This window comes from Bradyrhizobium sp. BRP22 (assembly GCF_020194175.1).
Classification (GTDB): domain Bacteria; phylum Pseudomonadota; class Alphaproteobacteria; order Rhizobiales; family Xanthobacteraceae; genus Bradyrhizobium.
Window position 1 is genome coordinate 1 of the sequence record NZ_JADYVX010000057.1, and the last position, 25,770, is coordinate 25,770.

Sequence of the window (25,770 nt, forward strand, 5' to 3'; positions counted from 1 at the left end):
GCTCAACATTGCGTCAGCGGCCATAGCCGGCTTCCACACCCTGATCTTCTGCCCAAAAGCTAGGATCTGTCCGGAATTGAGCGCGCCAGCCTAGCCGGACGCTCAAAACTATTCTTGCCCAGTCTCGAAGCGTAATCCGGGAGAGTTTCGCTGCGGATCGATTGCCCCGGATTACGCTTGCGCTCCATCCGGGCTACAATCATGCGCTGAGGTGAGATGAGGCAAGCCGCATGATGGGGCTCGCCTCGCCGGGGTGTCATGCAGAAGCAGTCGGTTTTCCAGTCGAAGCTGTTGCCTTTTGCGCTGGTCGCGCCGCAGCTCGCGATCGTCCTGATCTTCTTCTATTGGCCGGCCGCGCAGGCGGTGCTGCAATCCTTCCTGCTTCAGGATGCGTTCGGACTCTCGACCAGTTTCGTCTGGTTCGAGAACTACCAGGACATCCTCAGCCAGCCGGATTATTGGGCGGCGATCGTCCGGACCTTCGTATTCTCCTTCGCCATCGCCTTTTCGTCGCTGTCATGCGCACTGCTGCTGGCCGTGATGGCCGACAAGCCGCTGCGCGGCGGCACGCTGTATCGCACGCTGCTGATCTGGCCCTATGCCGTCGCGCCGCCGGTGGTCGGCGTGCTCTGGGTGTTCATGCTGCACCCCTCGCTCGGGATCCTGGCGCGCGGATTGCGCGGCATGGGCGTCGACTGGAACCCGCTGCTCGACGGCAACCAGGCCGCGCTCCTGATCATTCTCGCCGCCGCCTGGAAGCAGATTTCCTACAATTTCCTGTTCTTCCTCGCCGGCCTGCAGAGCATTCCGAAAAGCGTGCTCGAGGCGGCCGCCATCGATGGCGCGCGGCCGCTGCGGCGGTTCTGGACGGTGATCTTCCCGCTGCTGTCGCCGACCATCTTCTTCCTCCTGGTCGTCAACATCGTCTACGCCTTCTTCGACACGTTCGGCATCATCGACACGATGACGCGCGGCGGCCCGGCCAAGGCCACCGAGACCATGGTGTACAAGGTCTATGTCGACGGCCTGCTCGGTGGCAATCTCGGCGGCTCCGCGGCGCAATCGGTGATCCTGATGGTCATCGTCATCGGCCTCACGGCGATCCAGTTCCGCTTCGTCGAGCGCAAGGTGACCTACTGATGGTCGAAAAGGAAGGCATCCAGCGCTACGTCGCACATGCCATCCTGTGGATCGGCATCGCGATCGTCGCATTTCCGGTCTATCTCGCCATCGTGGCGTCCACCCAGGAAAACGCCGTCATCGCCAATGGACAGATGTCGCTCCTGCCGGGCGGACATTTCCTCGAAACCTACTACCAGACCATCTTCGTCGGCACGAGCGGCTCGACCCGTGAGCCGGTCGGCACGATGCTGCTCAATTCGCTGGTGATGGCGCTGTTGATCGCGTTCGGCAAGATCGCGATCTCGATCATCTCGGCCTATGCGATCGTCTATTTCCGCTTTCCGTTGCGGATGTCGATGTTCTGGCTGATCTTCATCACGCTGATGCTGCCGGTCGAGGTGCGGATCTATCCGACCTACAAGATCGTCGCCGACCTGCATCTGCTCGACAGCTATGCCGGCCTCACGCTGCCGCTGATTGCATCCGCGACCGCGACGCTTCTCTTCCGCCAGTTCTTCATGACCGTCCCCGACGAGTTGCTCGAAGCGTCGCGCATCGACGGCGCCGGGCCGTTACGGTTCTTCTGGGATACGCTGCTGCCGCTGTCGCGCACCAACATGGCGGCGCTGTTCGTCATCCTCTTCATCCTCGGCTGGAATCAATATCTCTGGCCGCTGTTGATCACCACGCGCGACGACATGCAGACGATCCAGATCGGCATCCGCAAGATGATCACCACCACCGATGCATTGACCGAATGGCCCGTCGTGATGGCGACCGCCGTGCTCGCGATGCTGCCGCCGGTATTGGTGGTCGTGGTGATGCAGAAGCTGTTCGTGCGCGGACTGGTGGAGACGGAAAAGTGAGACATGGCTAACGTCACCCTCCGCAATGTCCGCAAGACCTATCCCGGCGGGTTCGAGGCGATCAAGGGCATCGATTTCGATGTCGGCGACGGCCAGTTCTGCGTGCTGGTCGGTCCGTCCGGCTGCGGCAAATCGACATTGCTGCGCATGGTGGCGGGGCTGGAGACCATCACCGGCGGCGAGATCGACATCGGCGGCCGCGTGGTCAACCGGGTCGAGCCCGCCGATCGCGACATCGCGATGGTGTTCCAGAACTATGCGCTCTATCCGCATATGAGCGTCTACAACAACATGGCCTACGGCCTGCGCAACCGCGGCATGGCGGAGAAGGAGATCAGGACGCGCGTCGAGGAAGCCGCCCGCATCCTCGAGCTTGCCGCCATGCTCGACCGCAAGCCGCGGCAGCTCTCCGGCGGCCAGCGCCAGCGCGTCGCGATGGGACGGGCGATCGTGCGGCAGCCGAAAGTGTTCCTGTTCGACGAGCCCTTATCGAACCTCGATGCCAAGCTGCGCATCGCGATGCGTGTCGAAATTCGCAAATTGCAGCGCCGGCTGAACACGACCTCGATCTATGTCACCCATGATCAACTCGAGGCGATGACGCTCGCCGACATCCTCGTCGTGATGAACGGCGGCCTGGTCGAGCAGATCGGCAATCCGCTCGACATCTACCAGAAGCCCGCGACCACCTTCGTCGCGGCGTTCATCGGCGCACCGCCGATGAATCTGATGCCGCTGACGTCCGATGAACTGAGGTCGCAGCTCGCCGGCGATATCAGGGCCAGCGAGGCCGGCATTGTCGGGATCCGGCCCGAGGACTTCGCGATCTCGAACGAAAGGGCGCCCGGCGGCATCGCGCTTGGCCTCACCGTGGAGGCGATCGAGCATGTCGGCGCCGAGACCTTCGTCTATGGCACCCGCCAGCGCGAGGAACAGGGCGTAGCCGCCAACCCCGGCGAACTGCCGCCGGGCGAGATCATCGTCCGGGTTCCCGGCGCCACCGGCCCCGCCATCGGCGACCGGATCCGGGTTGTTGCCATTAGCGACAAATTGCATCTGTTCACCGCCGATGGTCGGAAGCGGGTCAGCTGAGGGGGTCGTCTGCGGTCTCTTCCCGTCATTCCGGGGCCCGCGCAGCGGGAACCCGGAATCTCGCGCGGCAACCTCTGGATTCCTGGTTCAGGCGCTTTGCGCCTGCCCCGGAATGACCGCGTGGAGGGCACTGTCAGGGCCGATTAATCCTGATTCCAGAGGCGCTTGAACCCTCCGCAAATCAGCCCCATATTGGCCTGTGACCGGAGGACAAGAGGTCCGTCGGTTGCATGGGGCGCCGCAAGGGCCCCTCAAAGTCGCTTCGAGAGGGCTTTGGATGTCTCGTGTTCCATCGTTGTCCAGTCCATTCCTTCTGGGATTCGACGAGATCGAGCGTGCGCTCGACCGCGTCGTGAAAGGCGCCGACGGCTATCCTCCATACAACATCGAGCGGTTTGACCGGTCCAACGGCCAACCCGAACGCCTGCGCATCACGCTGGCGGTGGCGGGATTTACCCGCGACCAACTCGATGTAACGGTTGAGGAAAATCAGCTCGTGATTCGGGGCCGGCAGCAGGAGGACAAGGCCCGGCAATACATCCACCGCGGCATTGCCGCGCGCCACTTCCAGCGCACCTTCGTGCTGGCGGAGGGGATGCAGGTGCTGGGCGCGGATCTGAAGAACGGGCTGTTGTCGGTCGACCTGGCCAGGCCGGAACCTGAAAGGGTCATTAAGACAATCGCTATCAACGAACACGAATAATGGAACGAGGAGCGGACTCGACCGCTTAAATCGACAGAGGAGTCGAGACCATGAGTGAAGTGAGTACGACGTTAGAACGCGATAGCGTCTCGCCGGAGGCGTTGGCCCATCTGGGCGAGGGTCATATCGCCTATGTGAAGCAGGTCCGTTCCGAGGATGTACCGGATCTTTTTCCCCAGGCCCCCAAGATCGCGCCGGGACTGAAACTCTTCGCGCTCCATGCCGCCGACGGCACCCCGATCATGCTGACCGATAGCCGGGAAGCCGCGGTCGCGAACGCCCGGAGCAACGAGCTGCAGGCCGTCAGCGTCCACTGACCGCCGGCTGGTCGAACGCGACTGCAGCGAATTTGAACGCGCGGGCATGCCCTCCACCGAGGGATGCCCGCGTATTTTTTTGCCCTTGTCAGAGATTTGGCTGGGCCATAAATCTGGTCAGCCTGACCAGAAAACGTCGATTGTGGACCGATGGCCCAGAAAAAGCGCATTCCCACAAAAAAAGCCCTACCAGGAAGGTGGCGGCTGCAAGATGCCAAGGCCCATTTCAGCGAGGTCGTGCGGGAAGCTCAGCGCGTCGGTCCTCAGCGGGTGACGCTGCACGGTAAGGATGCCGTCGTTATCGTGGGCGCCGAGGAGTATGACCAGCTCCGGCGCCCGGTGAGTGGCCGTGACATTGTCGCGGCGCTGGCGGATTCACCGCTGGCAGCGGTGAAAATCGAGCGTCTCTCCGTCAAATCCCGGGTGAGAGATATCGATCTGTGAGGGGTTGGCTGCTCGATACCAACGTTCTTTCCGAGCTACGAAAACCAAGACCGAATTCCCGGGTCGTCAATTTCGTCGCAGGACAGCCGGGCGAACTGTTGTTCATCACCGAAGTCACCTTGGCCGAGATTGTCTTCGGAATCGAGCAATTGGGCGATCCGGCACGCCGGACCGATCTTCGGTTATGGCTTGATCGAAATCTTCGGCCGTTGTTTGCGGGTCGCATCCTTCCGATTACTGAGGATGTGATCGTGAGGTGGAAAGCTATGGTCGTTGACGGCCAGAAGCGTCGGCTTACCTTCACTCAGCCCGACCTCTTCATCGCGGCAATCGCCGCCCTTCAGACGCTTGTCGTCGTTAGCCGCGATACAAGGGAGTTCGTCAAGGCGGGTGTGCCGGTGCTTGATCCTTGGACGGGCACGCTTCATGTCAAGGGCGACGAGCTCGCCGTGAAGTCCCCTGTCACGGCTGAAACGATCGCGAGCCTTTTGTAGGAATCCCTAAGCCGCGCTTGCAGGCGGCAGCGCGAGCACCGAATAGATTGCCTGCGCGTCGCGGGAGGCGCGGAGCTTCTTGGCGACGTCCTGGTCGCGCAGCAGGCGGGCGATGCGCGCCAGAGCCTTGAGGTGGTCGGCGCCGGCGCCTTCGGGGGCGAGCAGCAGGAAGATCAGGTCGACGGGCTGGCCGTCCATCGCCTCGAAATCGATCGGGCGCTCCAGCCGCGCGAACAGGCCGAACAGCTTTTCCAGCTTCGGCAATTTACCGTGGGGAATGGCGACGCCGTAACCGACCGCAGTGGTGCCCAGCTTCTCGCGCTGCAGCAATACCTCGAAGATCGAACGTTCGTTCTGCCCCGTAAGACTTGCGGCCCGCGCGGCGAGCTCCTGCAGCGCTTGCTTCTTGCTGATGACTTTCAACGCCGGGAGAATCGCCTCGGGTGCGACCAGATCGGTAATCGTCATGGGGCGTTCCGAGGTGAAGTGAACCGTCTGGTTGCGAAATAGGTTGTCAGGCGCAGGCGTCAAGAACGTGAATCGGGATGCGGCCTTTCGGTCCGGATCCCGATGGGGCGGCTTCTACTCCAAGGCATGAGCCGTGCCAACTCCCGCCGGCCAGTTCCCTTGAGCCTATGCTTAAGGGCGGCGGACCATAGGGACGGCCATGAGGGACGTCAATGTGGAACGGGGTAACCATCATGGATTAACCACGGGCGGATCGACCCAGCCCACATTGCCGTCCGCGCGGCGGTAAATGATGTTCACACGACCGCTACCGCCGTGCTGGAAGACCAGGCAGGGTGCGCCGGTCAGGTCCAATTCCAGCACCGCCTCGCTGACCGACAGCCGCTTCAGCGAGGTGGTCGCCTCGGCGATGATCACGGGACTGTATTCGGTGACTTCCCCTTCGCCTTCCGCCGGTGCTTCGATCACATAGCTTGGCGCATCCAGGGGAACGCCGTTGAGCTCGGCAAGGGCGGCGGAGGCCGCGTAGGCCTTGCGGGCCGAGCGATCCTTCAGCCGGCTCTTGTAGCGGCGCAGGCGCTTCTCGATCATCAGGAGCGCGGCATCGGCGCTGGCATAAGCGTCAGCGGCGTTCGAATCCGCTTCCAGCGTGATCCCGGAATCCAGGTGCAGCGCACAGTCGGTGCGGAAGCCGAAGCCGTCCTTGCTCAGCGTGATATGGCCGGAATAATTGCCGTCGAAATATTTCTTCAGAACCTCATCGGTGCGCTCGCTCACGCGCGCGCGAAGCGCTTCGCCGATCGAGATGCTCTTTCCGGAGATTCGTAGGGTCATTGCGTGCCTCTATGCCTATGAACCCCGATCGTTTTCGGAGGGGTACCAAGACTATCGCGATTTGACGCGAACGCAATCAGGCCGGCGCGGTATCGCGCGACCGGTCTGGAGAGGAAGCAGGGGCTGAAAGGGCGTGACCAAGCATGCTCTGTTTGTCGCGGCGGCGCTGCACCGAGGACGGAATTCGCATCGCTTCGCGGTACTTCGCGACGGTGCGGCGGGCGATATCAATGCCCGATGCGCGCAATCGTTCCACGATCGTATCGTCGGACAGGATCGCCGATGGCGACTCGGCGTCGATCAATTGCTTGATGTGATGCCGCACCGCCTCGGCCGAATGCGCCTCGCCACCGTCGGCGGACGCGATCGAGGCGGTGAAGAAATATTTCAATTCAAAAGTGCCGCGATTGGTCGCCATATATTTGTTGGCGGTCACACGCGACACCGTCGATTCGTGCATCTGGATCGCATCCGCCACAGCTTTCAGATTGAGCGGCCGCAGGTGCGCCACACCATAGGTGAAGAAGCCGTCCTGCTGGCGTACGATCTCGGTTGCGACCTTGAGGATGGTACGGGCGCGCTGATCGAGCGCGCGCACCAGCCAGGTCGCGTTCTGCAGGCAATCCGTGAAGTAGGACTTGTCGCCGTCTTTCCGGATCGTCTTCGACAATTCGGCATAATAGGTCTGGTTCACCAGGACGCGCGGCAAGGTGTCGCTGTTGAGCTCGACGTGCCAGCCGCCATCCGGCCCCGGCCGGACATAGACATCCGGCACCATGGTCTGCGTCCGCGACGTGCCGAACTTCAGGCCCGGCTTCGGATCGAGCCTGCGGATCTCGCCGATCATGTCGGTGATGTCTTCATCGTCGACGCCGCACAGCTTGCGCAGCGACGCAATATCGCGCTTGGCGAGCAGATCGAGATGCTCGACCAGGGCCTGCATCGCCGGATCGTAGCGATCGAGTTCGCGAAGCTGGATCGCCAGGCACTCGCTCAAGCTTCGGGCGCAGACGCCCGGCGGATCGAACCTCTGCAGCACCTCGAGCACTGCATCGACCTCGTGCTGCGGCGCACCGAGACGCTCCGCCGCCTGCCCGAGATCCGGCGGCAGATAGCCGGCCTCATCGACGAGATCGATCAGGTATTGCCCGATCATGCGCGCCGACGGCGAGGTGAAGGCGACCGCAAGCTGTTCGGCGAGATGGTCGGCGAGCGTCGCTTCGGCGGCGACAAAGGCTTCGAGGTTGTAGTCCTCGTCACTGGAAGCGCCGCCGCCCCACTCGGTATAGGCGGTCGGAGCCGCGTCTTTCGCGGCGCGCTCGGCGGCCTCGGCCGGCTCTTCGGAGAAGACGTTATCGAGGCGGGTGTCCAGCGTCTGCTCGATCTCGGCGCGGCTGCCGAGATCGCGGTTCAGCCATTCCTCCTGGCCCGGCTCGAACCCATCGCCGGAACTCGCGCCCTCGCCACCGGCGTCATCGCCATAGCCGGAACTATCAGCCTCGGAAAATTCAGGCCGTTCCGGCGCGGGCTCGCCGGCCACCGGCGGTTCCGGCCCGTCGCTGGCGCGCTCCAGCAGCGGGTTCCGTTCCAGCTCCTCTTCCACGAAGGTCGAGAGATCCAGGTTGGACAGTTGCAGCAGCTTGATCGCCTGCATCAGCTGCGGCGTCATCACCAATGACTGCGACTGGCGGAACTCTAGTCTCTGGGTCAGTGCCATGGAGGCAAGAACGGTCCAAGGAAGTTGGCTCGATTCTTGCTTAGCCTAGTCCAAGGCCAATGTACACGGCTTGACGGATCGGAAAAAAGGGCTAGAGGCGAAATTCTTCGCCAAGGTAAAGCCGGCGGACATCCGGGTCGTTGACGATCTCATCCGGGCTGCCTTCCGTCAAGATTTCCCCGGCATAGACGATGTAGGCGCGATCGGTCAGGCCGAGCGTTTCCCGCACATTGTGGTCGGTGATGAGCACCCCGATACCGCGGTTCGTCAGGTGACGGACGAGGTCCTGAATGTCGCCAACCGCGATGGGGTCGATGCCGGCGAAGGGCTCGTCGAGCAGCATGTAGTTGGGCCGCGTCGCCAGCGCGCGGGCGATCTCGACGCGACGCCGCTCGCCGCCGGACAGTGCGATCGACGGTGTCTTTCGCAGCCGCGTAATGTTGAATTCGTCGAGCAGCGCATCGAGTTCCGCCTCGCGCTTCTTCCGCGAGGGCTCGACCACCTCCAGCACCGCGCGGATATTTTGCTCGACAGACAATCCGCGGAAGATCGAGGCTTCCTGCGGCAGATAGCCGATCCCGAGGCGGGCGCGCTGATACATCGGCAGTCTTGTCACGTCGTGGCCGTCAAGCTCGATGGCGCCGCGATCGGCCTTGATCAGCCCAGTGATCATGTAGAACACGGTGGTCTTGCCGGCGCCGTTGGGGCCGAGCAGGCCGACCGCCTCGCCGCGGCGGACATAGATGCTGACGCCGCGCACGACCTGGCGGCTGCCGAAGCTCTTTTCCACGCTATGCACAGCCAGATAGCCGGGGCGCCGGATCAGACGCGGGGCGGTCGCGCCATTGGTCTTGGTGGCAGGCTTGGCGCTGCGCGGGCGCTCCCTGGGTGGCTCGGACGCCGGTTGCGGATGGGAGAGTTCCATCGAGGCGGCACGCGCCGCCGGCGGAGTATCCCGGACAGAGCTTGTCAGCAAGTCGCCAAAGGGATCGCTGACGGCAGTGATGTCGTCACGCGAACGCGCGAAGCCGGAACTGCGTTTCGCAGGGCGCCTTCGGAACATGCCGAATATGTCCACCATCCCGCTTCGCCAGCCTTTCACGGCGTTCCCGGGGACTATGCCCACGGGCTAATCGATAGCTCGCGAACCTCGAATGCATGGATGCCCTTGCCCTGCGGCACGCTCGCCCACCCCAGGCGCGTTCCACCACTGGACGTCCACGTCAGAAGCATGATCGTTTTCGGAAAACCGGTTCCCATTTTTCCGGATCAATGCCCTAAATACAGTCTCGCCCCGCCGGCTTCAACCTCGCCGCCTCAAGATAACTAGTAAGTCATTGATTTATTTCAACTTACTGGAGGGCGGCGACGGTCCACCGGATGGACTGCCCGGCGGCGGACAACCCTGCCCACTGCCGCCGCCCTGCCCGCCCTGTCCCTGCTGGATCAACGCCTGCACCCTGCCGCTGTCGGACTCCACGCGCGAGACGCCGGTCGTCATGTCCACCAATAGCCGGTCGCCGCGCAGCACATTCTTGCACTGCGTCAGCACGACGCCGCCGAGCATGGTGATCAGATTGGCCTTGGTGTCGAAGATCGCGGTCTCCCCGGTGACGACCTGGTCCTTCTGGGTGACCACGACGCTGCCCTTGGCCTCCAGCCGCTTGATCGAGGAGCTGCCGCCCGGTCCCGGCTGGGCCGACTGCATCGTCGCCGATTTTGCGCCCTTCGCATTCGATGCCGGCGCCGAGGTGCCTTGTCCCGAATTGGATTCGTAGAACACGACGAGCGTCTTCGAGGTCATGGTGGTGTCGCCCTGTACCACCTTCACATTGCCCGAGAACGTCGCCTCTTTCTTCTTGTCGCGCATCTCGAGCGCGGCAGCCTCGATCTGGATCGGCTGGTCGCGGTTCTGGGCAAAGCCCTGCATGGCGTTGGGCACGCCGGAGGTCGCGCTCTGCGCGCGCGCGGCAGCCGACGCGAACACCGCGAGCATGAAGGCCGCCGTTGCAACACCGCGCGGAGAAAACAGCTTCATGAACATCATTTCGTGTTGGCGGATTTACTTGAGCCCGAGCGCGTCTTCTGTGGCGGCGGTGCAGGTGCAGGCGCTGGCTCCGGTTCAGCCTGCGCCGGCGGATTATCCATGATCAAATTCATCACGACATTGCCTTCGAAACGCACGACCTCGCCGCTGTTGTAGATCCTGAGCTTGTCGGCGGTCAGCGTGCCGTTCAGCAATTTGACGTCGACATGCTCCTCCGACGTCACCGTCCCCTTGTTGATATCGACAAATGCTTGCGAGAGCTTCGCCTCGTAGCCGGTCGACGATTGCAGGAAGATCTCCTTGCGCAGATCGAGCAGCTGCTGCTTGCTGTCGAAGAAGCCGGTGTGCGCATCCATGGTCACCGTGGAGCGGTCTTCCATCAGCACCTTTGCACGCAGGACCTGGAGCTCGACATGATCGGGATCGGTGAGGTCCTGGACCGCCGCCTTGGCCCACAGCTCGTACGGACGCTGGTCAGTGGAGAAGCCTGCGAGGTGCGGCGATTCCATCGTGATCTTGGTGCCGGAGACGACCAGGTTGCCCATGTCCACCGGCAGCTTCGGCAACAGCATGCGGAACGGATTGAAGACCGAGACGCCAATGATCGCGAGCAATGACAGCACCACCGCCGCGGGCACCGCGATGCGCAGGATCCGCACCATCCGGCTGTGGCGCTCGGCGGCGGCAAAGCGCGCCTCGAGGCCGGCGAGATAGGCTGGGGTCTGGACCGAATTCACCGCTGCTCCAAGGGCGCGAGGTCTGGCAAAGGCTCATCATTCTACCCGGAACCGCCGGATTGCGCAGCCGGGACCTCCCGTCGCGGCTTGCCGCACACTCGCGTTACGAGTGTGACGGAAACGGGGCGGACGGGGCGGTCGTCGCGCCCCGCGGGCAGGTTCAGGAATGTGCAAAAATGTCTTCGGCTTCCCAGCCGCCGAGGTCCAGCCTGGCGCGGGTGGGCAGGAATTCGAAACAGGCTTTCGCCAGCTCGGTACGGCCCTCGCGCGCCAGCATCGCATCGAGCCTCTCGCGAAGCGCGTGCAGATGCAGCACGTCGGACGCGGCATAGGCAAGCTGCGCGTCGCTCAGCGCCTGCGCGCCCCAGTCGCTCGACTGCTGCTGCTTCGACAGTTCGATGTTGAGCACCTCGCGCACCAGGTCTTTCAGCCCGTGGCGGTCGGTGTAGGTGCGGCTGAGGCGGGACGCGATCTTGGTGCAGTAGACCGGCGTCGGCATCACGCCATAGGCATTGTAGAGCGCCGCAAGGTCGAACCGCGCGAAGTGGAAGATCTTCAGGATGTTCGGATTGGCGAGCAGCGCCTTCAGGTTCGGCGCGTCAGTGGGTCCCGCTGGCACCTGCACGACGTCGGCAGTGCCGTCGCCACTCGACATCTGCACCACGCAGAGCCGGTCGCGATGCGGATTGAGCCCCATGGTCTCGGTGTCGATCGCAACGGAATCCTTGTAGCGGGCGAGATCCGGCAAATCGCCGCGATGCAGGCGGATGGTCATGAAAGGGCAGCCTCGGTCACAAAGTTCGATTCGAGGCGGACACTAGCGCCCAAAGCGCGGGGAGGCGAGCGCCGGCGCCTCCTCGGACGCAAGAAAACGACCATTCATGGAGTGTTCCGGCCCACCAGGCCGGGCCAAATGGCGTTCGACAAAGGGCTGGCCGCGGGCCGCGCTTCTCCTTATATAAGCTAAGGAATTTTGCTTCACTTATCGGCGGGATGGATTTGCCGCAATCGGGGCGCGTGAGGCGTAAGCCCCGCTGAGCCGCCGCCGCAACCCGGGACCGGTCGCTCCCCGACGCGGAGATCCCGGATTGCGCTCACCCGCGTTACAGCAGCGGAGCAAAGTGATGCAAAGCCAGGATCGACAGGGCCACTGGCAGAACGTCTACACCACCAAGGCCGAGAACGAAGTCAGTTGGTTTCAGGACAGCCCGGCTCCTTCGATCGAATTGATCATGCAGGCCGGGGCGACGGCCACTTCCGCCATCATTGACATCGGCGGCGGCGCCTCGCGTCTGGTCGATAACCTCATCGATCACGGGTTTGAAGACGTCACGGTGCTCGATGTGTCCGAAGCCGCGTTGCAGGTCGCCAGAAGCCGTCTTGGAGACCGCGCCGCAAAGATCGACTGGATTGTCGCCGACGTCACCACGGGGGAGCCGCCGAGGACTTACGACGTCTGGCATGACCGTGCCGCGTTCCACTTCCTGACCGAGGAGAGCGACCGCGCCGCCTATGTGAAGCGCCTGAAGCAGGCGTTGAAGATCGGAGGTCACGCCATCATCGCCACCTTCGCGCTGGACGGGCCGGAGCGCTGCAGTGGCCTGCCGGTCGTCCGCTACGACCCGGAGAGCCTCGGCCACGTGGTTGGACCCGCGTTCGAGCTCACCGATCGGCGGCAACACCGGCACACGACGCCATGGGGAACGGAGCAGTCATTCCAGTTCAGCGTGTTTTGCCGGACCGACAAGCCCTGAACGGCCCCGCTCAGGCAGCCGGCGATGCAGCGCTTGGCAGCATCTGGACTTTGGCTCACCCGCTTTGTACGGACGATCTCCTCCCGAAGGAGCCGCGACGTCGAGATCCGAAAAGATGCGCCGAATACCCAGACCACTGCAATCGATGAAGCTGCTGCTCGCCTGGATGATGCCACCGGGCACCTCGTTCCAGACCTACGCGATAGATTCGAAGCTGCGCTTCATCGTCCAGTGCCGCGACGTGATCGGCCGTCACATCGCGAAATATGGCCGGTTCGAACCGGAATTGACCGAGTGGATCGGCGGCTATCTGCAAAGTCGGCCGAAGGGCATCGTCGTCGACGTCGGCGCCAATCTCGGCTGGCATGCGGTACACGCCGCTCAACATGACTCCGTGACTTCCGTGGTCGCGTTCGAACCGGATGCGACGAACGCATGGCTGCTCGATCGCAATCTCACGATCAACGACATCGACAAGGTTGTCGTCTATCCCTGCGCGGTTGGAGCGAGCGTCGGGCGCGCGCACCTGCACCGCTACAAGAGGTCCAACAACGGCCGCCACTCGCTGATCAAGAACTATGGCCTCGGCTCGCGCGTGGTCCCGTTGACCGACGTCGATTCCGCGCTCGAAGCGCTCGGCCTGGCGCAGGACCGGGTATTGTTGATGAAGATCGACGTGGAGGGTTTTGAGCCCGCGGTTCTCGCGGGCGCCGTGAAGACGCTCGACCGCGCCGACGTCGTCATCACCGAATATACCCCTCAACTGAGCCGCGCCGGCGGCTTGTCGGTCGAGGAGATGACAGACCGGCTGCTTTCGGCCGGATTTGTCCCCCATCAGCTTGCGGGCAAATCGTCCAGGGAATCGTCCAAAGAGTCGTCCAAGGCGGTCAGGGTTGAGCTCGAGGAGCTGCGTCGCATCGAAGACCAGACCGATATTCTCTGGATCAAACCCGCAATGAACGATGCGATAGCCTCATCCGAGCAGGCCGCGCAATCCGCGAGCTGACGGCATGCCGAAGCTGTCGCTGATCGTCATCACCAAGAACGAGGAGCACTGCATTGCGCGGTGCCTGCGTTCGGTCGATGCGGACGAGGTCATCGTGGTCGATAGCGGCAGTGTCGATCGAACCGTGGACATCGCGCGCGATAGCGGCGCTCATGTCGTGGTGACGCCGGATTGGCCGGGATACGGGCCGCAGAAGAGCCGCGCGCTCGAACTCGCGCAAGGCGACTGGGTGCTGTCGCTCGATGCCGACGAATGGATCGAGCCGGAATTTGGCGACCGTATCAAGCGCGCCATCAACGCGGCGGATGCGCCGGCCGCCTACCAGACGCTGCGGCGATCGCGCTTCTGCGGCAAGGCGCTGCGGTTCGGCGGCTGGTCCTCCGACTACATCGTTCGCCTGTTCCAGCGCGGCCAGGCGCGATTTTCCGACGACCTGGTCCATGAAGGCCTGATCGTCGACGGACCGATCAGGCGGATCGATGTCACCATCGAGCATGATTCGATCGAATCCTGGTCCGATGCAGAGGACAAGATCGACCGCTATTCGCGCGCCGCCGCACAACAGATGATCGCTCGAGGCCGCCGCGCAGGTCCGCTCGCGGCGCCCTTGCATGGCCTGGCCGCCTTCCTGAAGGTTTACGTTCTCCGCCTGGGGTTTTTGGACGGTGCCGCCGGCTGGGGCGTGGCAGAGTACAATCGGCAATACGCGGCCGCGAAGTGGCGGCGTCTTGCAGAATATTCAGCGGAAGCCAAACGTAACCGCTGACGGAATCCATCCGCCCGCCGCTGGATTGCGTGCCGATGTTGTGCACCGCCTTCAGGCAGGTTAGTTCTGGCGCAATAGAGCTGATCGTGATGAGGGCCGCCGGGTGCGCAGGATAGTCTGGGCTTACGCCGTCATCTTCTGCTGCTTGGGCGCGCCCGTCGAGGCCGCTGGCATCCAGCTTCTCGATTCCGATCCAGGCTTGGCAGGCGCCATCTGGTATCCATGCGCGGGGGAGCCGAAAGATGTACCGCTCGGCAGTCTTGCACCGCCCGACGATAATCTCAGGCTGACAGGCGTGAAGGATTGTCCCATAACACGGACGAAGCTGCCGCTGGTTATTTTCTCCCACGGTCGTGGCGGATGGTTCGGCGCGAACAATGACACTGCGGAAGCGCTGGCCGATGCCGGCTTCGTCGTCGCAGCCATCAATCATCCGGGCGACAACGGCAACGACTCATCGCAAAGCGAAGCCCTATCCGTCTGGGCCTCGCGCCCGGCGGATATGGTTCGCCTGCTCGATTTCATGCTGGAAGACTGGAAGGATAGAGCGGCCATCGATCCGGCTAGGATCGGGTTCTTCGGTTTCTCGAAGGGCGGCTATACGGGACTGGTGCTCGCCGGCGCCACTCTGGACTTTCACAGGACTGCATCTAACTGCATCGACAACACCAGATTTTGCGAGCAGATTCGCAACGGCGACGTTCCGCAAAACCTGCTGCGCGACAGTCGGATCAAAGCTGCAGTGCTGGCCGACCCTGCACCGAGCGTGGCTTTTACGAAGAACACTCTGGCAGCCATCCACATCCCATTACAGGTCTGGCGATCTGAACTGGGAGCCAGAGAACGGGGCGTGGATCCGATAGGCGTCGCGCGCGTCACCAACAGCTTGCCGGGTCAACCCGAGATTCACATCGTGCCGGCCGGCCACTTTGCCTTCCTGCCACCGTGCTCACCTGAGCTGGCGGCGAATCTGCCGCGCTTCTGCGCCGATGCGGCAGGCTTCAACCGGTCAGCCTTTCACCGCGAGTTCGATACGAGCGTTGTGCGATTCTTTCGGGAGCATCTCGGCAGCGGCGCGGAGGCGCGTTAAGCCAAGTAGCCCGGGTGAAGCGCCAGCGTAACCCGGGGCCGCTCGCAACCACTCACGCAGATTCCCGCGTTGCGCGTTCCGCTCCACCCGGCTACGGGCTCAGCGGCTCAAACAAGCAATTCACCACTGGGATGATAAAGGGAGTGGTGCCCAGGAAAGGACTCGAACCTTCACGGCCGTGAAGCCACTGGCACCTGAAGCCAGCGCGTCTACCAATTCCGCCACCTGGGCACGTGGCGGGGGTTAGTAAGGATCGGTTGCGCGCTTGTCAAATGGATGAATGGAAAGCCAAATAGTCTGTACAGGGTGACCGCGATGGCGTATCGCGACACCCGGCCGAACAGGCCCCAAACCGCAGCTATTTCGACCCGCAGGAACTGACCCCATGGCATCGAACCTGGATACGCTCGTCACGGTTTTCGGCGGATCGGGCTTCCTGGGGCGGCACGTGGTCCGGGCGCTGTGCAAGCGGGATTACCGCATCCGCGTCGCCGTCCGGCGGCCGGAACTGGCCGGGCACCTGCAGCCGCTGGGCAAGGTCGGCCAGATCCACGCGGTCCAGGCCAATCTGCGCTACCCGGCCTCGGTTGCGTCAGCGATGCGCGATTCGCATGTCGCCATCAACCTGGTCGGCATCCTCACCGAGGGCGGCGGACAGACCTTCGAGGCGGTGCAGGCCACGGGGGCCGAGACGGTGGCCCAGGCCGCCAGCGCCGAGGGCGCGCGGGTGGTGCATGTTTCGGCGATCGGCGCCGATGCCGATTCGGCCTCCGCCTATGCCCGCGCCAAGGCGGCCGGCGAGAAGGCGGTGCTGGCGGCCTCGCCGTCGGCCACCATCCTGCGCCCGTCGCTGGTGTTCGGGCCGGAGGACCAGTTCACCAACCGTTTCGCGGCGATGGCCCGGATGTCGCCGGCGATCCCGCTGGTCGGCGGCGGCCTGACCAAGATGCAGCCGGCCTTTGTCGGCGACGTCGCCACCGCGGTGGCCGATGCCGTCGACGGCAAGACCAGGCCGGGCGCGACCTACGAATTGGGCGGTCCGGAAGTGCTGACCATGCGCGAGATCATGGAGACGATCCTCGAGATCACCGACCGCGACCGCGCGCTGGTCTCACTGCCGTTCGGCCTCGCCAGATTCCTGGCCGCGTTCCTGCAATTCGCGCCGGGCGCACTGAAGCTCACGGCCGATCAGGTCGAGCTGTTGCGCAACGACAATGTGGTGTCGGATGCGGCCACGGCCGCCGGCCTCACCTTCGAGGGGCTGGGCATCGCGCCTGATTCACTGGAAGCCATCGCCCCGCAATATCTCTGGCGCTTCCGCCCCGCCGGACAATTCGAGCGCAAGAACACGTATCGTCCGCCGTCCCAGGCTTGATCCGGCGACGTGTAACCACAAGCCTGTAAACTGACCCTTATCTTCCCAGCGCCAGCGCGATCAGGCCGAGCGTGCCGACGATCACGCGCCACCACGCGAACAGCGTGAAGCCGTGGCGGGTCACATAGGTGAGGAAGGTCTTCACCACGACCACCGCGGTGATGAGCGAGACCACGAATCCGATCGCAACGATCCATAGATTGTCCGTCGTCATCTCGGCGCGGTTCTTATAGAAATCATAGGCGAAGGCGCCGATCATGGTCGGGATCGCGAGGAAGAACGAGAACTCCGCCGCCGCGCGCTTGTCGGAGCCGAGCAGCATCGCCGCGACGATCGAGGCGCCGGAGCGCGACACGCCCGGGATCATCGCAAAGCACTGCGCGATGCCGATCCACAGATACATCAACAGCGGATATCGGGTCGCGTCATGCTCGCGCGGCTTGAGCTCGAGCTGATCCACCCACAGCAGGATGGCGCCGCCGACGATCAGCGAGAAGCACACGACCCACGGATTGAACAGAAAACTCTTGATGTATTTGCCTGCAATGAGGCCGACGATGACCGCCGGCAGGAACGCGACCAGCACGCCGACGACGAAGCGGCGATCATCGGCATTGGAGAACATGCCGAGCGCAACCCGCCACAGTTTGGCGAAGTAGAGTCCGACGATCGCGAGGATCGCGCCAAGCTGGATCAACACGATGAAGCTGTCCCAGAACGCGCCTTCGCCAAGTCCGAAGAATCGTTCCGCCAGCAGGAGATGCCCGGTGGATGAAACGGGCAGGAATTCCGTGACGCCTTCGATAATGCCCAGAATCACCGCCCGCAACGTATCGGTCATCATGATGTGGCCTGCTTTTGCTGGAGAAATCAGGCCCTTCTCGCCTATTCCCCGTTTTGCTGCAATCGCTAAAAACGCTGAACATGGGTTGCCTGATTCGTCTGCCTGGCTAGAGCATGATCCGGAAAAGTGGCGAGCCGGTTTTCCGAAAAGATCATGCTCAAACAAAGACATGGGATCACGATCCGATTTCATCTCATCGGATCATGATCTAGTGTCCCAAGTCTGCCGCGGCTTCGACATGATCAGGCCGTGAAAAGCTGAAGGACTTCATGTACACGCTGTTTCATCATCCGTTCTGTCCGCATTCCCGTTTCATTCGCCTGGTCATCGGCGAATACGGGCTTGATCTGCGGCTGGTGGAGGAACGGGTCTGGGAACGTCGCGAGGCCTATCTGGCACTCAATCCGGCGGCAACGACGCCGACCTTGATCGCCGAGGGGCTGCCGCCGGTTCCCGGTGTCGGTGTGATCGCCGAATATCTCGACGAGGCGCATGGGCTCAATGCCGGCGACCGGCGCCTGATGCCGGTGGCGATAGCGGAGCGCATCGAGGTGCGCCGGCTGATGTCCTGGTTCAACGACAAGTTCTTCGAGGAGGCGTCCAATCCGCTGGTGACCGAGCGGATCTACAAGCGCTTCATGAGCGAGGAGGATGGCGGAGGTGCGCCGAATGCGGAGATGCTCCGCGCAGCCAAGGTCAATGTGCGCTATCATCTGACTTATATCGGCTGGCTGGCGCGGACGCGGAACTATCTTGCCGGCGACCGGCTCACTTACGCGGATCTCGCCGCCGCCGCGCATCTTTCGGCGATCGACTATCTGGGCGATGTGCCATGGAGCGAGGACGACGCAGCAAAAGCGTGGTACGCGCGGGTGAAATCCCGCCCGTCGTTCCGCCCGCTGCTCAGCGAATGGCTGGCGGGCGTGCCGGCGTCGCGGACCTATGTGGACCTCGACTTCTGAACCCGACGACAAAGCTCTCACCGGCTGATCTGAAATCCGCGCTCGAACGGGAAGCCCGAGCGCTCGGCTTCGACTGCATCGGGGTCACCGACGCGAGCGCGATCGGCGGCGCCGCCAAATATTTCCGCGAGTTCATCGCCAGCGGCGGCCACGGCGACATGGATTGGCTCGCCGCACATCCTGAGCGCCGCAGCGATCCGCGCGTGCTGTGGCCCGGCGTTCGCTCGATCATCATGCTCGGCGTCAATTACGGGCCGGAGGAAAATCCGCTCGAGATCCTGAAGCGCCGCGACCGCGGCGCGATCTCGGCCTACGCGCAGGGCGATGATTATCACGACGTGATCAAGAAGCGGCTGAAGGCGCTGGCGCGATGGCTGGTCGCGGCCAGCGGCGATGAAGTGAAGGTGTTCGTCGACACCGCGGCGGTGATGGAAAAGCCGCTGGCGCAGGCCGCCGGGATCGGCTGGCAGGGCAAACACACCAACCTGGTCTCGCGCGAGTTCGGCTCGTGGCTGTTCCTCGGAGCGATCTTCACCGCAAGCGACCTGCCGCGCGATTCCGCCGACATCGATCATTGCGGCTCCTGCACCGCCTGCCAGGACATCTGCCCGACCGCGGCATTTCCCGCGCCCTACAAGCTCGATGCACGGCGCTGCATCTCCTATCTCACCATCGAGAACAAGGGACCGATCCCGCGCGAATTCCGCAAAGCGATCGGCAACCGCATCTATGGCTGCGACGATTGCCTCGCGGTGTGCCCGTGGAACAAGTTCGCGCAAGCCGGGCGCGAAGCGAAACTCGCAGCGCGCGAGGAATTGCGCGCCCCAGTGCTTGCCGATCTCGCGCGGCTGGACGATGCCGCGTTTCGCGCGCTGTTTTCGAAATCGCCGGTCAAGCGCATCGGCCGCGACCGCTTTGTCCGCAACGTGCTGATCGCGATCGGCAATTCCGATGATCCCGCTTTGGCAGCGGAGGCCGAGCGCCTGCTGGGCGATGCCAGCCCGCTGGTACGCGGCGCGGCCGTGTGGGCGTTGGCGCAACTGATGGCGCCGCACGCATTTGTGGCGCTCGCCTCCAAGGCGAGCGATGCGGAGACCGACGATAGCGTGCAGGATGAGTGGCGCGCATCAGTACCCGCCCCTCATCCCGAGGAGCGCGAAGCGCGTCTCGAGGGATGAGGCCACCAGCCGGGCCACATGGTTCGAGGCGGCGCTCGCGCGCCTCCTCACCATGAGGGTCAACAGCAGACCCGCTGCGAGAGCAGATGTGGCGGCCCCATCAGGTCCAGTATGACAATCATATGAATGATCTAGCGCAAGGAGACCGCCGCGGACGCGAGGCATAGAGACGGCAGCGATGTCTCGCCCCGGATGGTGTCATGAAAGCCCAGATCATTAGGGAACTCGGACAGGCCGATATTCTGCTGCCGTCGCTGGTGGCTGAAGGTCTCGCCGCCAACGATCGCATCAAGGTCCGCTTGAGCGCGCTGCAGGCCGCCGCCGAACATGCGCGGCAACCTGATCGTCCGATCAACGAGCTCGCCGTCGAGAGCCATGCCGCAGGCATCGCGCCGGCGGCGATCGCCTCGCTGGTCGGCGGCGCGCACTTGATCGGCAACAGCCGTCTCAGTGCACCCAGCCTCGCCAAGCTGATGAAGGATATCCAGGACGACATCGCGACCATGATCCGCGCAGTGAATGCCGGCAGCGCCACTGATGGCGCGAAGGCGAATGCGCGGCTGGAAGCAATCCGCACCGTCGGACTGCTGGACGCATCCAGTGAAATCGAGCTTGCGAGGATCGCGCGGCTGACCGGCGTCGGTGACGACAATGGCCTGCATCGGCTGGTCATGGAGCTGCACAAGGCGCTCAACAGGCTCGCCACCGGCTGCTCGGAAGAGATTATTGGCGGCGCGCATGTGTTCGGCCTGCACAGCGAGGATCGCGCGCCGGTCGAAAGTTTCATGAAAGGCCTGAACGAGACGCGCGGCCTCAAATTCGATCACCCGGGCCTCGACACCATGGCGACGCGCTCCGACGGCCGGCTCCTGATCCAGAACGATATCGGCACAACGGATGCGCATGTGCTCGTCATCGCGGTGAAGAAGAACGCGGTCACCGTCACCTATAGCGACGTACACCTTGCGCGGGCGAAATTCTTCATCTCGCTGTTCGACAAGTTCGAGGCAAAATGGAGCGGGCTCGACCGTCATTCGGCCAGCGGCCTTGGCGAGGACAACGCCTTCTTCCTCGTCACGGGCCAGTTCGAGGCGGCAAGCGCCGCGGATCGTAACGAATTCCTGGCGGCAGTCGGCGCCGCACTGGTGTTCCTGATCGACTGGAACAAGGCGCGGAAATTGCTGCGGAGCTGGGTCGCCAAGGATGATGCAGCGCGGATCCTGGAATGGGCGGCGCGGCACCGGATCGGTCACCGCGCCTTCCTCGAACTCGGCGGCAATGAATTGCTCGGCGGCGCCGTGCGCAATGCCGCGCCGAACCGCATCGGCTTCGGCGAGCGGCTCGACCAGGCGCTCGGGCGCGCGGCGGCCGTCGATTTCCTGAAAACGGTGCTGCGGCTTTCGACCGAAGCGCTGCTCGCCGGGCAATCGGTCCGGATGGTGCGCGACCAGATCGAGGCCGATCTGGTGCGGCGGCTCGAACGGGTCGAGAGCGCGCTGCTCGCAATGGTGCTGCGCCAGGTCGGGCTCGCGCACGACCTCGTCGCCGCGATCTCCCGTTATGTCGCGACGCTGCAGGCCAATCAGGCCGCCGATGGCAAGGCGCTGGCGGCGCGCGCGAGCCGTATCGAGCAGAAGGCCGATCGCCTCGCCTTCGAGGCGCGGCGCGAAGTCGGAAGGCTCGATGCGCGCCCCGTGATCGGACAGTTGATCGACCGTGCGGAGGAAGCCGTCGATGAACTCGAACAGGCCGCCTTCATCGCATCGCTCGCGCCTGCCGGCCTGAGCAAATCGCTGGTGGCAGCGCTCGCCGAACTCTGCGTGGTCGCCATCACCGCAACCGAAGCGGCGGCCAGCGGGCTTGCCGCAGCGATCGAAGTGCCGGAGGGCCGCCGCGCCGATTCCGAGGATGCGCTCGCCGCCGTGGTTCGCCTGGTCGACGCCGAGCACGCCGCCGACACCTGCGAACGCGCCATCACCGCGCTGGTGTTCACCGGCGGCCACGATGTCGCGACTTCGCTTTCGACGCTCGAACTCGCCCGCGCGATCGAGCGCTCGACCGACCGCCTCGCCGGTTTCGGACACCTGTTGCGGCGGCACATCATGATCGATCTGGCGGCCTGAGGGGAGTCCAGCATGCAAATCGTTCGTATCGGCGGCGAGGCGACCATCTGTCATCCGCCCGAAGAGATCGGCGCCAAGGCTGCGAACCTGGCGCGCATGGCGGCGCTCGGCCTGCCCGTGCCGCCCGCTTTCGTGCTGCCCGTGAAACTCTGCGCCGACCTCACTGACAAGCACGCGCATGCGGAGCGTCGCCTGCGCGACGGATTGAAGGAAGGTATCGCGTTCCTGGAGAGCGCGACGGGAAAACGCTTCGGCGATCACCGGCATCCGCTCCTGGTCTCGGTGCGCTCGGGCGCCGCGCGCTCGATGCCCGGCATGCTGGAGACGGTGCTCAATGTCGGCTGCACCTCGCGCGCGGTGCACGGCCTGATCCGCGCGACCGGCCGGCCGCGATTGGCATGGGATTGCCGCCGGCGTTTCCTGGAAAGTTTTGCCGAAACCGTGCTCGGCGTCGACCTCGCGCCGTTCGCGGTGCGGATCGCCGAGCTCACCGCAGAAGAAAACGTCGCGACCGACCGCGAACTCGACAGCGAATCGATCGAACGGCTCGCTGCCGACGAGCAGGCGTTGATCGAGGACCGCGACGATGGCTGGCTCGAGAATGCCGAGGCGCAGCTCGAACACGCAGCGCGCGCCGTCTATCGATCCTGGATGAGCGAGCGCGCGCAGACCTATCGGAGGCTGCAGAATCTCGAAGATTTGAAGGGCACTGCCGTGACGGTGCAGGCCATGGTGTTCGGCAATGGCGGGCTCGCCTCGGGCGCGGGCGTCGCCTTCTCGCGCGACCCTTCGAACGGCACGGCGCGGCCGATGATCGACCTGGTGCTCGATGCGCAAGGCGAGGACGTCGTGTCCGGCCGGCGCACGCCCGACAATGAGGCGACGATCGCCCGCGCGCTGCCGACGCTTGCGACCGAGCTCGGCGGCATCCTGAAACGGCTGGAACGGGAATTCTCCGACGTCCAGGACGTCGAGTTCACCGTCGAGGACGGCAAATTGTGGATCCTGCAGACGCGCTCGGCCAAGCGCACGCCGCGCGCCGCGCTCAAGATCGCAATCGACCTCGTGCATGAGGGACTGATCACGCCAAAGGAAGGACTCAGCCGCATCGCCGATGTCGACCTTGCCTCGCTGGTCGAAGTCTCGATGGCCACTGCGGAGGATCCTGTTGTCACCGGCATCGGCGCCTCCGGCGGCATCGCGGTCGGACGTGCCGTCTTCGATTCCGAAAGCGCACAGAAACTGAGCACGGCCGGCGACCCTGTGATCCTGATGCGTCCGGACACAAGCACCGCCGATGTCGCCGGCTTTGCGGTCGCAGCCGGCATCGTCACCGCCGTCGGCGCACGCACGGCCCATGCCGCTCTGGTCGCGCGGCAGATGGGCAAGCCGTGCATCGTCGGATGCGCCGACATGACGATCGACGCCGCCGCCGAGCGCGCCTTGCTTGGCAAATCCGCCATCCTGGCTGGGGACTGGATCACCATCGAGGGCGACGGCGGCAACATCTATCTCGGAAGGCGCGAGACGATCGTAAAGCGGCCGGACGCGGAGCTTGCCGAGATCGCGAGCTGGCGTTCGCAGCCACAAACGCGCAAGTCGGCACCGGCGTAGCCGCGTTCGTTACGTTGCCAGATGGCGTGCCATTTCCGGACGCGCCTTCAGCGCGGCGCCCTGCCTGGCGACGATCTTTGCGATACGTTCTGGCGCAAAGTGCATATCCACGAACGCCGGCGCCGTGTTGGCGACCTCGTGATATTCCGCGATCCGGCCGTCGCGAAGGGTCATGATCGCAACGCCCTCGAACATCGCCCGTGCGCCGGCAGCCTCCGGCAGGGTCGAGCGGTAGCTGAAGGTGTAGCGCGCATAGAGCGTATGACCGTCGCTGACGGGGTCGTGCATGTCCCAGCGGAAATCGGCCGCGGTGCGATAGAACACCTCATTGATCATGTCGGCGATCGCAGCACGCCCGGTGAACGCACCATAGAAGACGTCATGATAGACGCCGTCTTCCGTGAACAGATCGGCGAATGCCTTGCCTTTACGCTGTTCGACCGCGTCACAGAAGGCGCGGAGCAGGCTCGTTGTATCCATTGCGTTTCTCCCTGCCATCATGCCGCGCGCAGGCGGGCACATTGATAGGCCGCCAACTACTGGATCATCCGCCTTCGCGGATGATGACAGCGTGGGTGGCGACCTACCCGATCTCCTTCACCGCGGCGATGATCCGGGCGATGTCCTGGGGGCGCGACAGACGGTGGTCGCCGTCCTGAATCATGGTCAGCACCACATCCTCGCTCGGCAGCCGATGCGCCAGCGTGAATGCGTGCTGCCAGGGCACATCCGGATCCTGCGCGCCCTGCAGGATGCGCACCGGGCAGCCCACATCGATCTTGGCCCCGAGTAACAAATGATGCCGTCCCTCCTCGATCAGCATCCGCGTGATCGGATAGGGCGTCCCGTCGTCATATTGCGACGGCCGCAGCCAGACGCCCTTGGTCTCGATCTCGGCGCGGATCTCAGGCGAAAAGCCCTTCCACATCAACTCTTCGGTAAAATCCGGTGCCGGCGCGATCAGCACCATCCCCGCGAGCGGGGCGCGGCTGGCGGAACGCTTGCCAAGCTCGCGCGCGAGCAGCAGCGCCATCCAGCCGCCCATCGAGGAGCCGATCACGACCTGCGGCCCGCTGCAGAACTGTGAAAACACCGCGACACTCTCTTCGAGCCAGCGCCCGATGGTACCGTCGATGAACTTGCCGCCGGATTCGCCATGGCCGGAATAGTCGAACCGCACAAAGGCGCGCTCCTGTTCCACGGCCCAGGCGTCCAGCGCGGCCGCTTTGGTGCCTTTCATGTCGGAATTGAAGCCGCCGAGCCAGAACAGCCCAGGACCGTGCGCTGGGCTGCGACCTCTGCGCACACGCACCGCGATGCGACGGCGATCGGCGCCGTTCCCCACCTCGATGAACTCTGGTTCCTGGTCGATAGTCGCGGAATTGGTCATGGGATCGTCGTTCTCATCAGTGCGTTTTCGATAAGTACGGGCAAACCTGCGCGGAGAGGCTGTCGCTCCTTGTAGAGTATTCGCTCACCCAATACCTGCCCGGCGTGACCCAAATGCCGCGCATTTGACGGTTTTGAGATGCAACTTGCGAGCACGCTTGCCCGTTGCCACGTATTGCTTCAAAATATCGCCTTCCTTCACAACTTTGGAGAGTTACCCATTCGCCGTCCCAATAGAGCCCCGCCCACTGTCGCCAAAGACGGGCCGCGCACCAACGATGACATCCGCAACGCGCAAATCCAGCTGATCGACCAGAACGGTACCAACATGGGCACCGTCGAGACCATGGTGGCCATCAAGATGGCCATGGAAGCCGGTATGGACCTCGTCGAGATTTCGCCGAATACGAGTCCTCCCGTCTGCAAGATCATGGACTACGGGAAGTACAAATATTCTGCGCAGAAGAAAGCCGCCGAAGCCCGCAAGAAACAGAAGGTCGTCGAGATCAAGGAAATCAAGCTCCGTCCGATGATCGATGATCACGACTACGACGTGAAGATGCGCGCGATGCAGCGCTTCTTCGAGGAAGGCGACAAGGTCAAGATCACCTTGCGCTATCGCGGTCGCGAAATGGCGCACCAGGAAATCGGCACCAAGCTGTTGGACAAGGTCAAGGCCGACGTCGCGCAATACGCCAAGGTCGAGCAGGACGCGAAGTTCGAAGGCCGTCAGGTCGTGATGGTGCTGGCGCCGCGCTGAGCCGAATTGCGATTGATCGAATACTCACGCCCGCCAGCCCGGCGGGCGTTTTCGTTCTCTTCTCCCTC

General features: G+C 63.6%; 27 protein-coding genes and 1 tRNA gene. 17 read left to right on the forward strand and 11 right to left on the reverse strand.

What is annotated here, in order from left to right; all coding sequences use genetic code 11:
• Positions 1-258 precede the first annotated feature (258 nt).
• The 7 genes from ugpA (at position 259) to I6F35_RS37460 (ending at position 5,038) form a co-directional block, all read left to right on the forward strand.
• Complete coding sequence (gene ugpA, locus I6F35_RS37430) at positions 259-1,140, forward strand: sn-glycerol-3-phosphate ABC transporter permease UgpA (protein ID WP_225122644.1); 882 nt, start codon at positions 259-261, stop codon at positions 1,138-1,140.
• Entirely contained in the window at positions 1,140-1,988 is an 849-nt protein-coding gene (ugpE, locus tag I6F35_RS37435) for a sn-glycerol-3-phosphate ABC transporter permease UgpE (RefSeq protein WP_225122645.1), read from the forward strand. The genes ugpA and ugpE overlap by 1 nt, the downstream gene beginning before the upstream one ends.
• Before the next feature lie 3 nt (positions 1,989-1,991).
• Positions 1,992-3,080 (forward strand): sn-glycerol-3-phosphate import ATP-binding protein UgpC, encoded by a 1,089-nt coding sequence (locus I6F35_RS37440; protein WP_225122646.1) that lies wholly within the window; start codon positions 1,992-1,994, stop codon positions 3,078-3,080.
• Positions 3,081-3,357: 277 nt separating this feature from the next.
• Complete coding sequence (locus I6F35_RS37445; protein ID WP_027581003.1) at positions 3,358-3,783, forward strand: Hsp20 family protein; 426 nt, start codon at positions 3,358-3,360, stop codon at positions 3,781-3,783.
• Positions 3,784-3,833: 50 nt separating this feature from the next.
• Positions 3,834-4,100, forward strand: a complete 267-nt coding sequence (locus tag I6F35_RS37450) for a DUF1150 domain-containing protein (protein ID WP_225122647.1) — start codon at positions 3,834-3,836, stop codon at positions 4,098-4,100.
• A gap of 150 nt (positions 4,101-4,250) precedes the next feature.
• Positions 4,251-4,544 (forward strand): type II toxin-antitoxin system Phd/YefM family antitoxin, encoded by a 294-nt coding sequence (locus tag I6F35_RS37455; RefSeq protein WP_225122648.1) that lies wholly within the window; start codon positions 4,251-4,253, stop codon positions 4,542-4,544.
• Entirely contained in the window at positions 4,541-5,038 is a 498-nt protein-coding gene (locus I6F35_RS37460; protein ID WP_225122649.1) for a type II toxin-antitoxin system VapC family toxin, read from the forward strand. The genes I6F35_RS37455 and I6F35_RS37460 overlap by 4 nt, the downstream gene beginning before the upstream one ends.
• A gap of 6 nt (positions 5,039-5,044) precedes the next feature.
• On the opposite strand, the gene ptsN is transcribed toward I6F35_RS37460, so the two are convergent.
• The 7 genes from ptsN to I6F35_RS37495 all read right to left on the reverse strand — a co-directional run bounded on the left by ptsN (position 5,045) and on the right by I6F35_RS37495 (position 11,616).
• Entirely contained in the window at positions 5,045-5,506 is a 462-nt protein-coding gene (ptsN, locus tag I6F35_RS37465) for a PTS IIA-like nitrogen regulatory protein PtsN (protein ID WP_225122650.1), read from the reverse strand.
• Between the two features lie 231 nt (positions 5,507-5,737).
• Entirely contained in the window at positions 5,738-6,340 is a 603-nt protein-coding gene (raiA, locus tag I6F35_RS37470; RefSeq protein WP_225122651.1) for a ribosome-associated translation inhibitor RaiA, read from the reverse strand.
• Between the two features lie 76 nt (positions 6,341-6,416).
• Positions 6,417-8,057 carry an RNA polymerase factor sigma-54 gene (rpoN, locus tag I6F35_RS37475; protein WP_225122652.1) on the reverse strand — a complete coding sequence of 547 codons (1,641 nt, stop codon included), beginning with the start codon at positions 8,055-8,057 and terminating at the stop codon, positions 6,417-6,419.
• Between the two features lie 91 nt (positions 8,058-8,148).
• Complete coding sequence (lptB, locus tag I6F35_RS37480; RefSeq protein ID WP_225122653.1) at positions 8,149-9,138, reverse strand: LPS export ABC transporter ATP-binding protein; 990 nt, start codon at positions 9,136-9,138, stop codon at positions 8,149-8,151.
• A 261-nt stretch (positions 9,139-9,399) separates the two neighbouring features.
• The gene (locus tag I6F35_RS37485) at positions 9,400-10,053 is read right to left on the reverse strand and encodes an LptA/OstA family protein (protein WP_225122668.1); all 654 of its coding nucleotides are present in this window, start codon (positions 10,051-10,053) and stop codon (positions 9,400-9,402) included.
• Positions 10,054-10,100: 47 nt separating this feature from the next.
• Positions 10,101-10,841, reverse strand: a complete 741-nt coding sequence (gene lptC, locus I6F35_RS37490; protein ID WP_225122654.1) for an LPS export ABC transporter periplasmic protein LptC — start codon at positions 10,839-10,841, stop codon at positions 10,101-10,103.
• Positions 10,842-11,001: 160 nt separating this feature from the next.
• Complete coding sequence (locus tag I6F35_RS37495) at positions 11,002-11,616, reverse strand: ribonuclease D (RefSeq protein WP_225122655.1); 615 nt, start codon at positions 11,614-11,616, stop codon at positions 11,002-11,004.
• A 349-nt stretch (positions 11,617-11,965) separates the two neighbouring features.
• On the opposite strand from I6F35_RS37495, the gene I6F35_RS37500 reads away from it, so the two are divergent.
• From I6F35_RS37500 to I6F35_RS37515, 4 genes are all read left to right on the forward strand, one after another.
• Positions 11,966-12,595: a class I SAM-dependent methyltransferase gene (locus I6F35_RS37500; RefSeq protein ID WP_225122656.1), complete on the forward strand. Its 630-nt coding sequence runs from the start codon at positions 11,966-11,968 to the stop codon at positions 12,593-12,595.
• Between the two features lie 115 nt (positions 12,596-12,710).
• Positions 12,711-13,601 (forward strand): FkbM family methyltransferase, encoded by an 891-nt coding sequence (locus I6F35_RS37505; protein ID WP_225122657.1) that lies wholly within the window; start codon positions 12,711-12,713, stop codon positions 13,599-13,601.
• Between the two features lie 4 nt (positions 13,602-13,605).
• Positions 13,606-14,367, forward strand: coding sequence for a glycosyltransferase family 2 protein (locus tag I6F35_RS37510; RefSeq protein WP_225122658.1), 762 nt, complete (start codon positions 13,606-13,608; stop codon positions 14,365-14,367).
• Between the two features lie 103 nt (positions 14,368-14,470).
• On the forward strand, positions 14,471-15,457 hold the full coding sequence (locus tag I6F35_RS37515; RefSeq protein WP_225122659.1) for a hydrolase: 987 nt from the start codon (positions 14,471-14,473) through the stop codon (positions 15,455-15,457).
• Between the two features lie 144 nt (positions 15,458-15,601).
• Here the strand turns inward: I6F35_RS37515 and I6F35_RS37520 are convergent.
• A tRNA-Leu gene (locus I6F35_RS37520) sits at positions 15,602-15,688 on the reverse strand.
• A gap of 154 nt (positions 15,689-15,842) precedes the next feature.
• Between I6F35_RS37520 and I6F35_RS37525 the strand changes: the two genes are divergently transcribed.
• Positions 15,843-16,832 carry a complex I NDUFA9 subunit family protein gene (locus I6F35_RS37525; protein ID WP_225122660.1) on the forward strand — a complete coding sequence of 330 codons (990 nt, stop codon included), beginning with the start codon at positions 15,843-15,845 and terminating at the stop codon, positions 16,830-16,832.
• Between the two features lie 37 nt (positions 16,833-16,869).
• On the opposite strand, the gene I6F35_RS37530 is transcribed toward I6F35_RS37525, so the two are convergent.
• Positions 16,870-17,676, reverse strand: coding sequence for an undecaprenyl-diphosphate phosphatase (locus I6F35_RS37530; RefSeq protein WP_225122661.1), 807 nt, complete (start codon positions 17,674-17,676; stop codon positions 16,870-16,872).
• A 269-nt stretch (positions 17,677-17,945) separates the two neighbouring features.
• On the opposite strand from I6F35_RS37530, the gene I6F35_RS37535 reads away from it, so the two are divergent.
• From I6F35_RS37535 to I6F35_RS37550, 4 genes are all read left to right on the forward strand, one after another.
• The gene (locus I6F35_RS37535; RefSeq protein WP_225122662.1) at positions 17,946-18,638 is read left to right on the forward strand and encodes a glutathione S-transferase family protein; all 693 of its coding nucleotides are present in this window, start codon (positions 17,946-17,948) and stop codon (positions 18,636-18,638) included.
• On the forward strand, positions 18,587-19,816 hold the full coding sequence (queG, locus tag I6F35_RS37540) for a tRNA epoxyqueuosine(34) reductase QueG (RefSeq protein WP_225122663.1): 1,230 nt from the start codon (positions 18,587-18,589) through the stop codon (positions 19,814-19,816). The genes I6F35_RS37535 and queG overlap by 52 nt, the downstream gene beginning before the upstream one ends.
• Before the next feature lie 200 nt (positions 19,817-20,016).
• Positions 20,017-21,939, forward strand: coding sequence for a hypothetical protein (locus I6F35_RS37545; RefSeq protein ID WP_225122664.1), 1,923 nt, complete (start codon positions 20,017-20,019; stop codon positions 21,937-21,939).
• 12 nt (positions 21,940-21,951) lie between these two features.
• A complete protein-coding gene (locus I6F35_RS37550; protein ID WP_225122665.1) occupies positions 21,952-23,553 on the forward strand; it encodes a PEP/pyruvate-binding domain-containing protein in 1,602 nt (533 codons plus the stop codon).
• Between the two features lie 9 nt (positions 23,554-23,562).
• Here I6F35_RS37550 and I6F35_RS37555 read toward each other — a convergent pair whose 3' ends face one another.
• Entirely contained in the window at positions 23,563-24,033 is a 471-nt protein-coding gene (locus I6F35_RS37555) for a nuclear transport factor 2 family protein (RefSeq protein ID WP_225122666.1), read from the reverse strand.
• A gap of 103 nt (positions 24,034-24,136) precedes the next feature.
• A complete protein-coding gene (locus tag I6F35_RS37560; protein WP_225122667.1) occupies positions 24,137-24,943 on the reverse strand; it encodes an alpha/beta hydrolase in 807 nt (268 codons plus the stop codon).
• Between the two features lie 219 nt (positions 24,944-25,162).
• Here I6F35_RS37560 and infC point away from each other — a divergent pair, with 219 nt between their 5' ends.
• A complete protein-coding gene (gene infC / locus I6F35_RS37565; protein ID WP_225122669.1) occupies positions 25,163-25,702 on the forward strand; it encodes a translation initiation factor IF-3 in 540 nt (179 codons plus the stop codon).
• Positions 25,703-25,770 lie beyond the last annotated feature (68 nt).

Excerpts from the sequence above, each read along its gene's own strand:
- ugpA (WP_225122644.1), top strand. The coding sequence starts at position 259 with ATGCAGAAGCAGTCGGTTTTCCAGTCGAAGCTGTTGCCTTTTGCGCTG.
- ugpE (WP_225122645.1), top strand. The coding sequence starts at position 1,140 with ATGGTCGAAAAGGAAGGCATCCAGCGCTACGTCGCACATGCCATCCTG.
- I6F35_RS37440 (WP_225122646.1), top strand. The coding sequence starts at position 1,992 with ATGGCTAACGTCACCCTCCGCAATGTCCGCAAGACCTATCCCGGCGGG.
- I6F35_RS37445 (WP_027581003.1), top strand. The coding sequence starts at position 3,358 with ATGTCTCGTGTTCCATCGTTGTCCAGTCCATTCCTTCTGGGATTCGAC.
- I6F35_RS37450 (WP_225122647.1), top strand. The coding sequence starts at position 3,834 with ATGAGTGAAGTGAGTACGACGTTAGAACGCGATAGCGTCTCGCCGGAG.
- I6F35_RS37455 (WP_225122648.1), top strand. The coding sequence starts at position 4,251 with ATGGCCCAGAAAAAGCGCATTCCCACAAAAAAAGCCCTACCAGGAAGG.
- ptsN (WP_225122650.1), bottom strand. The coding sequence starts at position 5,506 with ATGACGATTACCGATCTGGTCGCACCCGAGGCGATTCTCCCGGCGTTG.
- raiA (WP_225122651.1), bottom strand. The coding sequence starts at position 6,340 with ATGACCCTACGAATCTCCGGAAAGAGCATCTCGATCGGCGAAGCGCTT.
- rpoN (WP_225122652.1), bottom strand. The coding sequence starts at position 8,057 with ATGGCACTGACCCAGAGACTAGAGTTCCGCCAGTCGCAGTCATTGGTG.
- lptB (WP_225122653.1), bottom strand. The coding sequence starts at position 9,138 with ATGGTGGACATATTCGGCATGTTCCGAAGGCGCCCTGCGAAACGCAGT.
- I6F35_RS37485 (WP_225122668.1), bottom strand. The coding sequence starts at position 10,053 with ATGCTCGCGGTGTTCGCGTCGGCTGCCGCGCGCGCGCAGAGCGCGACC.
- I6F35_RS37495 (WP_225122655.1), bottom strand. The coding sequence starts at position 11,616 with ATGACCATCCGCCTGCATCGCGGCGATTTGCCGGATCTCGCCCGCTAC.
- I6F35_RS37500 (WP_225122656.1), top strand. The coding sequence starts at position 11,966 with ATGCAAAGCCAGGATCGACAGGGCCACTGGCAGAACGTCTACACCACC.
- I6F35_RS37505 (WP_225122657.1), top strand. The coding sequence starts at position 12,711 with ATGCGCCGAATACCCAGACCACTGCAATCGATGAAGCTGCTGCTCGCC.
- I6F35_RS37510 (WP_225122658.1), top strand. The coding sequence starts at position 13,606 with ATGCCGAAGCTGTCGCTGATCGTCATCACCAAGAACGAGGAGCACTGC.
- I6F35_RS37525 (WP_225122660.1), top strand. The coding sequence starts at position 15,843 with ATGGCATCGAACCTGGATACGCTCGTCACGGTTTTCGGCGGATCGGGC.
- I6F35_RS37530 (WP_225122661.1), bottom strand. The coding sequence starts at position 17,676 with ATGATGACCGATACGTTGCGGGCGGTGATTCTGGGCATTATCGAAGGC.
- I6F35_RS37535 (WP_225122662.1), top strand. The coding sequence starts at position 17,946 with ATGTACACGCTGTTTCATCATCCGTTCTGTCCGCATTCCCGTTTCATT.
- queG (WP_225122663.1), top strand. The coding sequence starts at position 18,587 with ATGGCTGGCGGGCGTGCCGGCGTCGCGGACCTATGTGGACCTCGACTT.
- I6F35_RS37545 (WP_225122664.1), top strand. The coding sequence starts at position 20,017 with ATGAAAGCCCAGATCATTAGGGAACTCGGACAGGCCGATATTCTGCTG.
- I6F35_RS37550 (WP_225122665.1), top strand. The coding sequence starts at position 21,952 with ATGCAAATCGTTCGTATCGGCGGCGAGGCGACCATCTGTCATCCGCCC.
- I6F35_RS37555 (WP_225122666.1), bottom strand. The coding sequence starts at position 24,033 with ATGGATACAACGAGCCTGCTCCGCGCCTTCTGTGACGCGGTCGAACAG.
- I6F35_RS37560 (WP_225122667.1), bottom strand. The coding sequence starts at position 24,943 with ATGACCAATTCCGCGACTATCGACCAGGAACCAGAGTTCATCGAGGTG.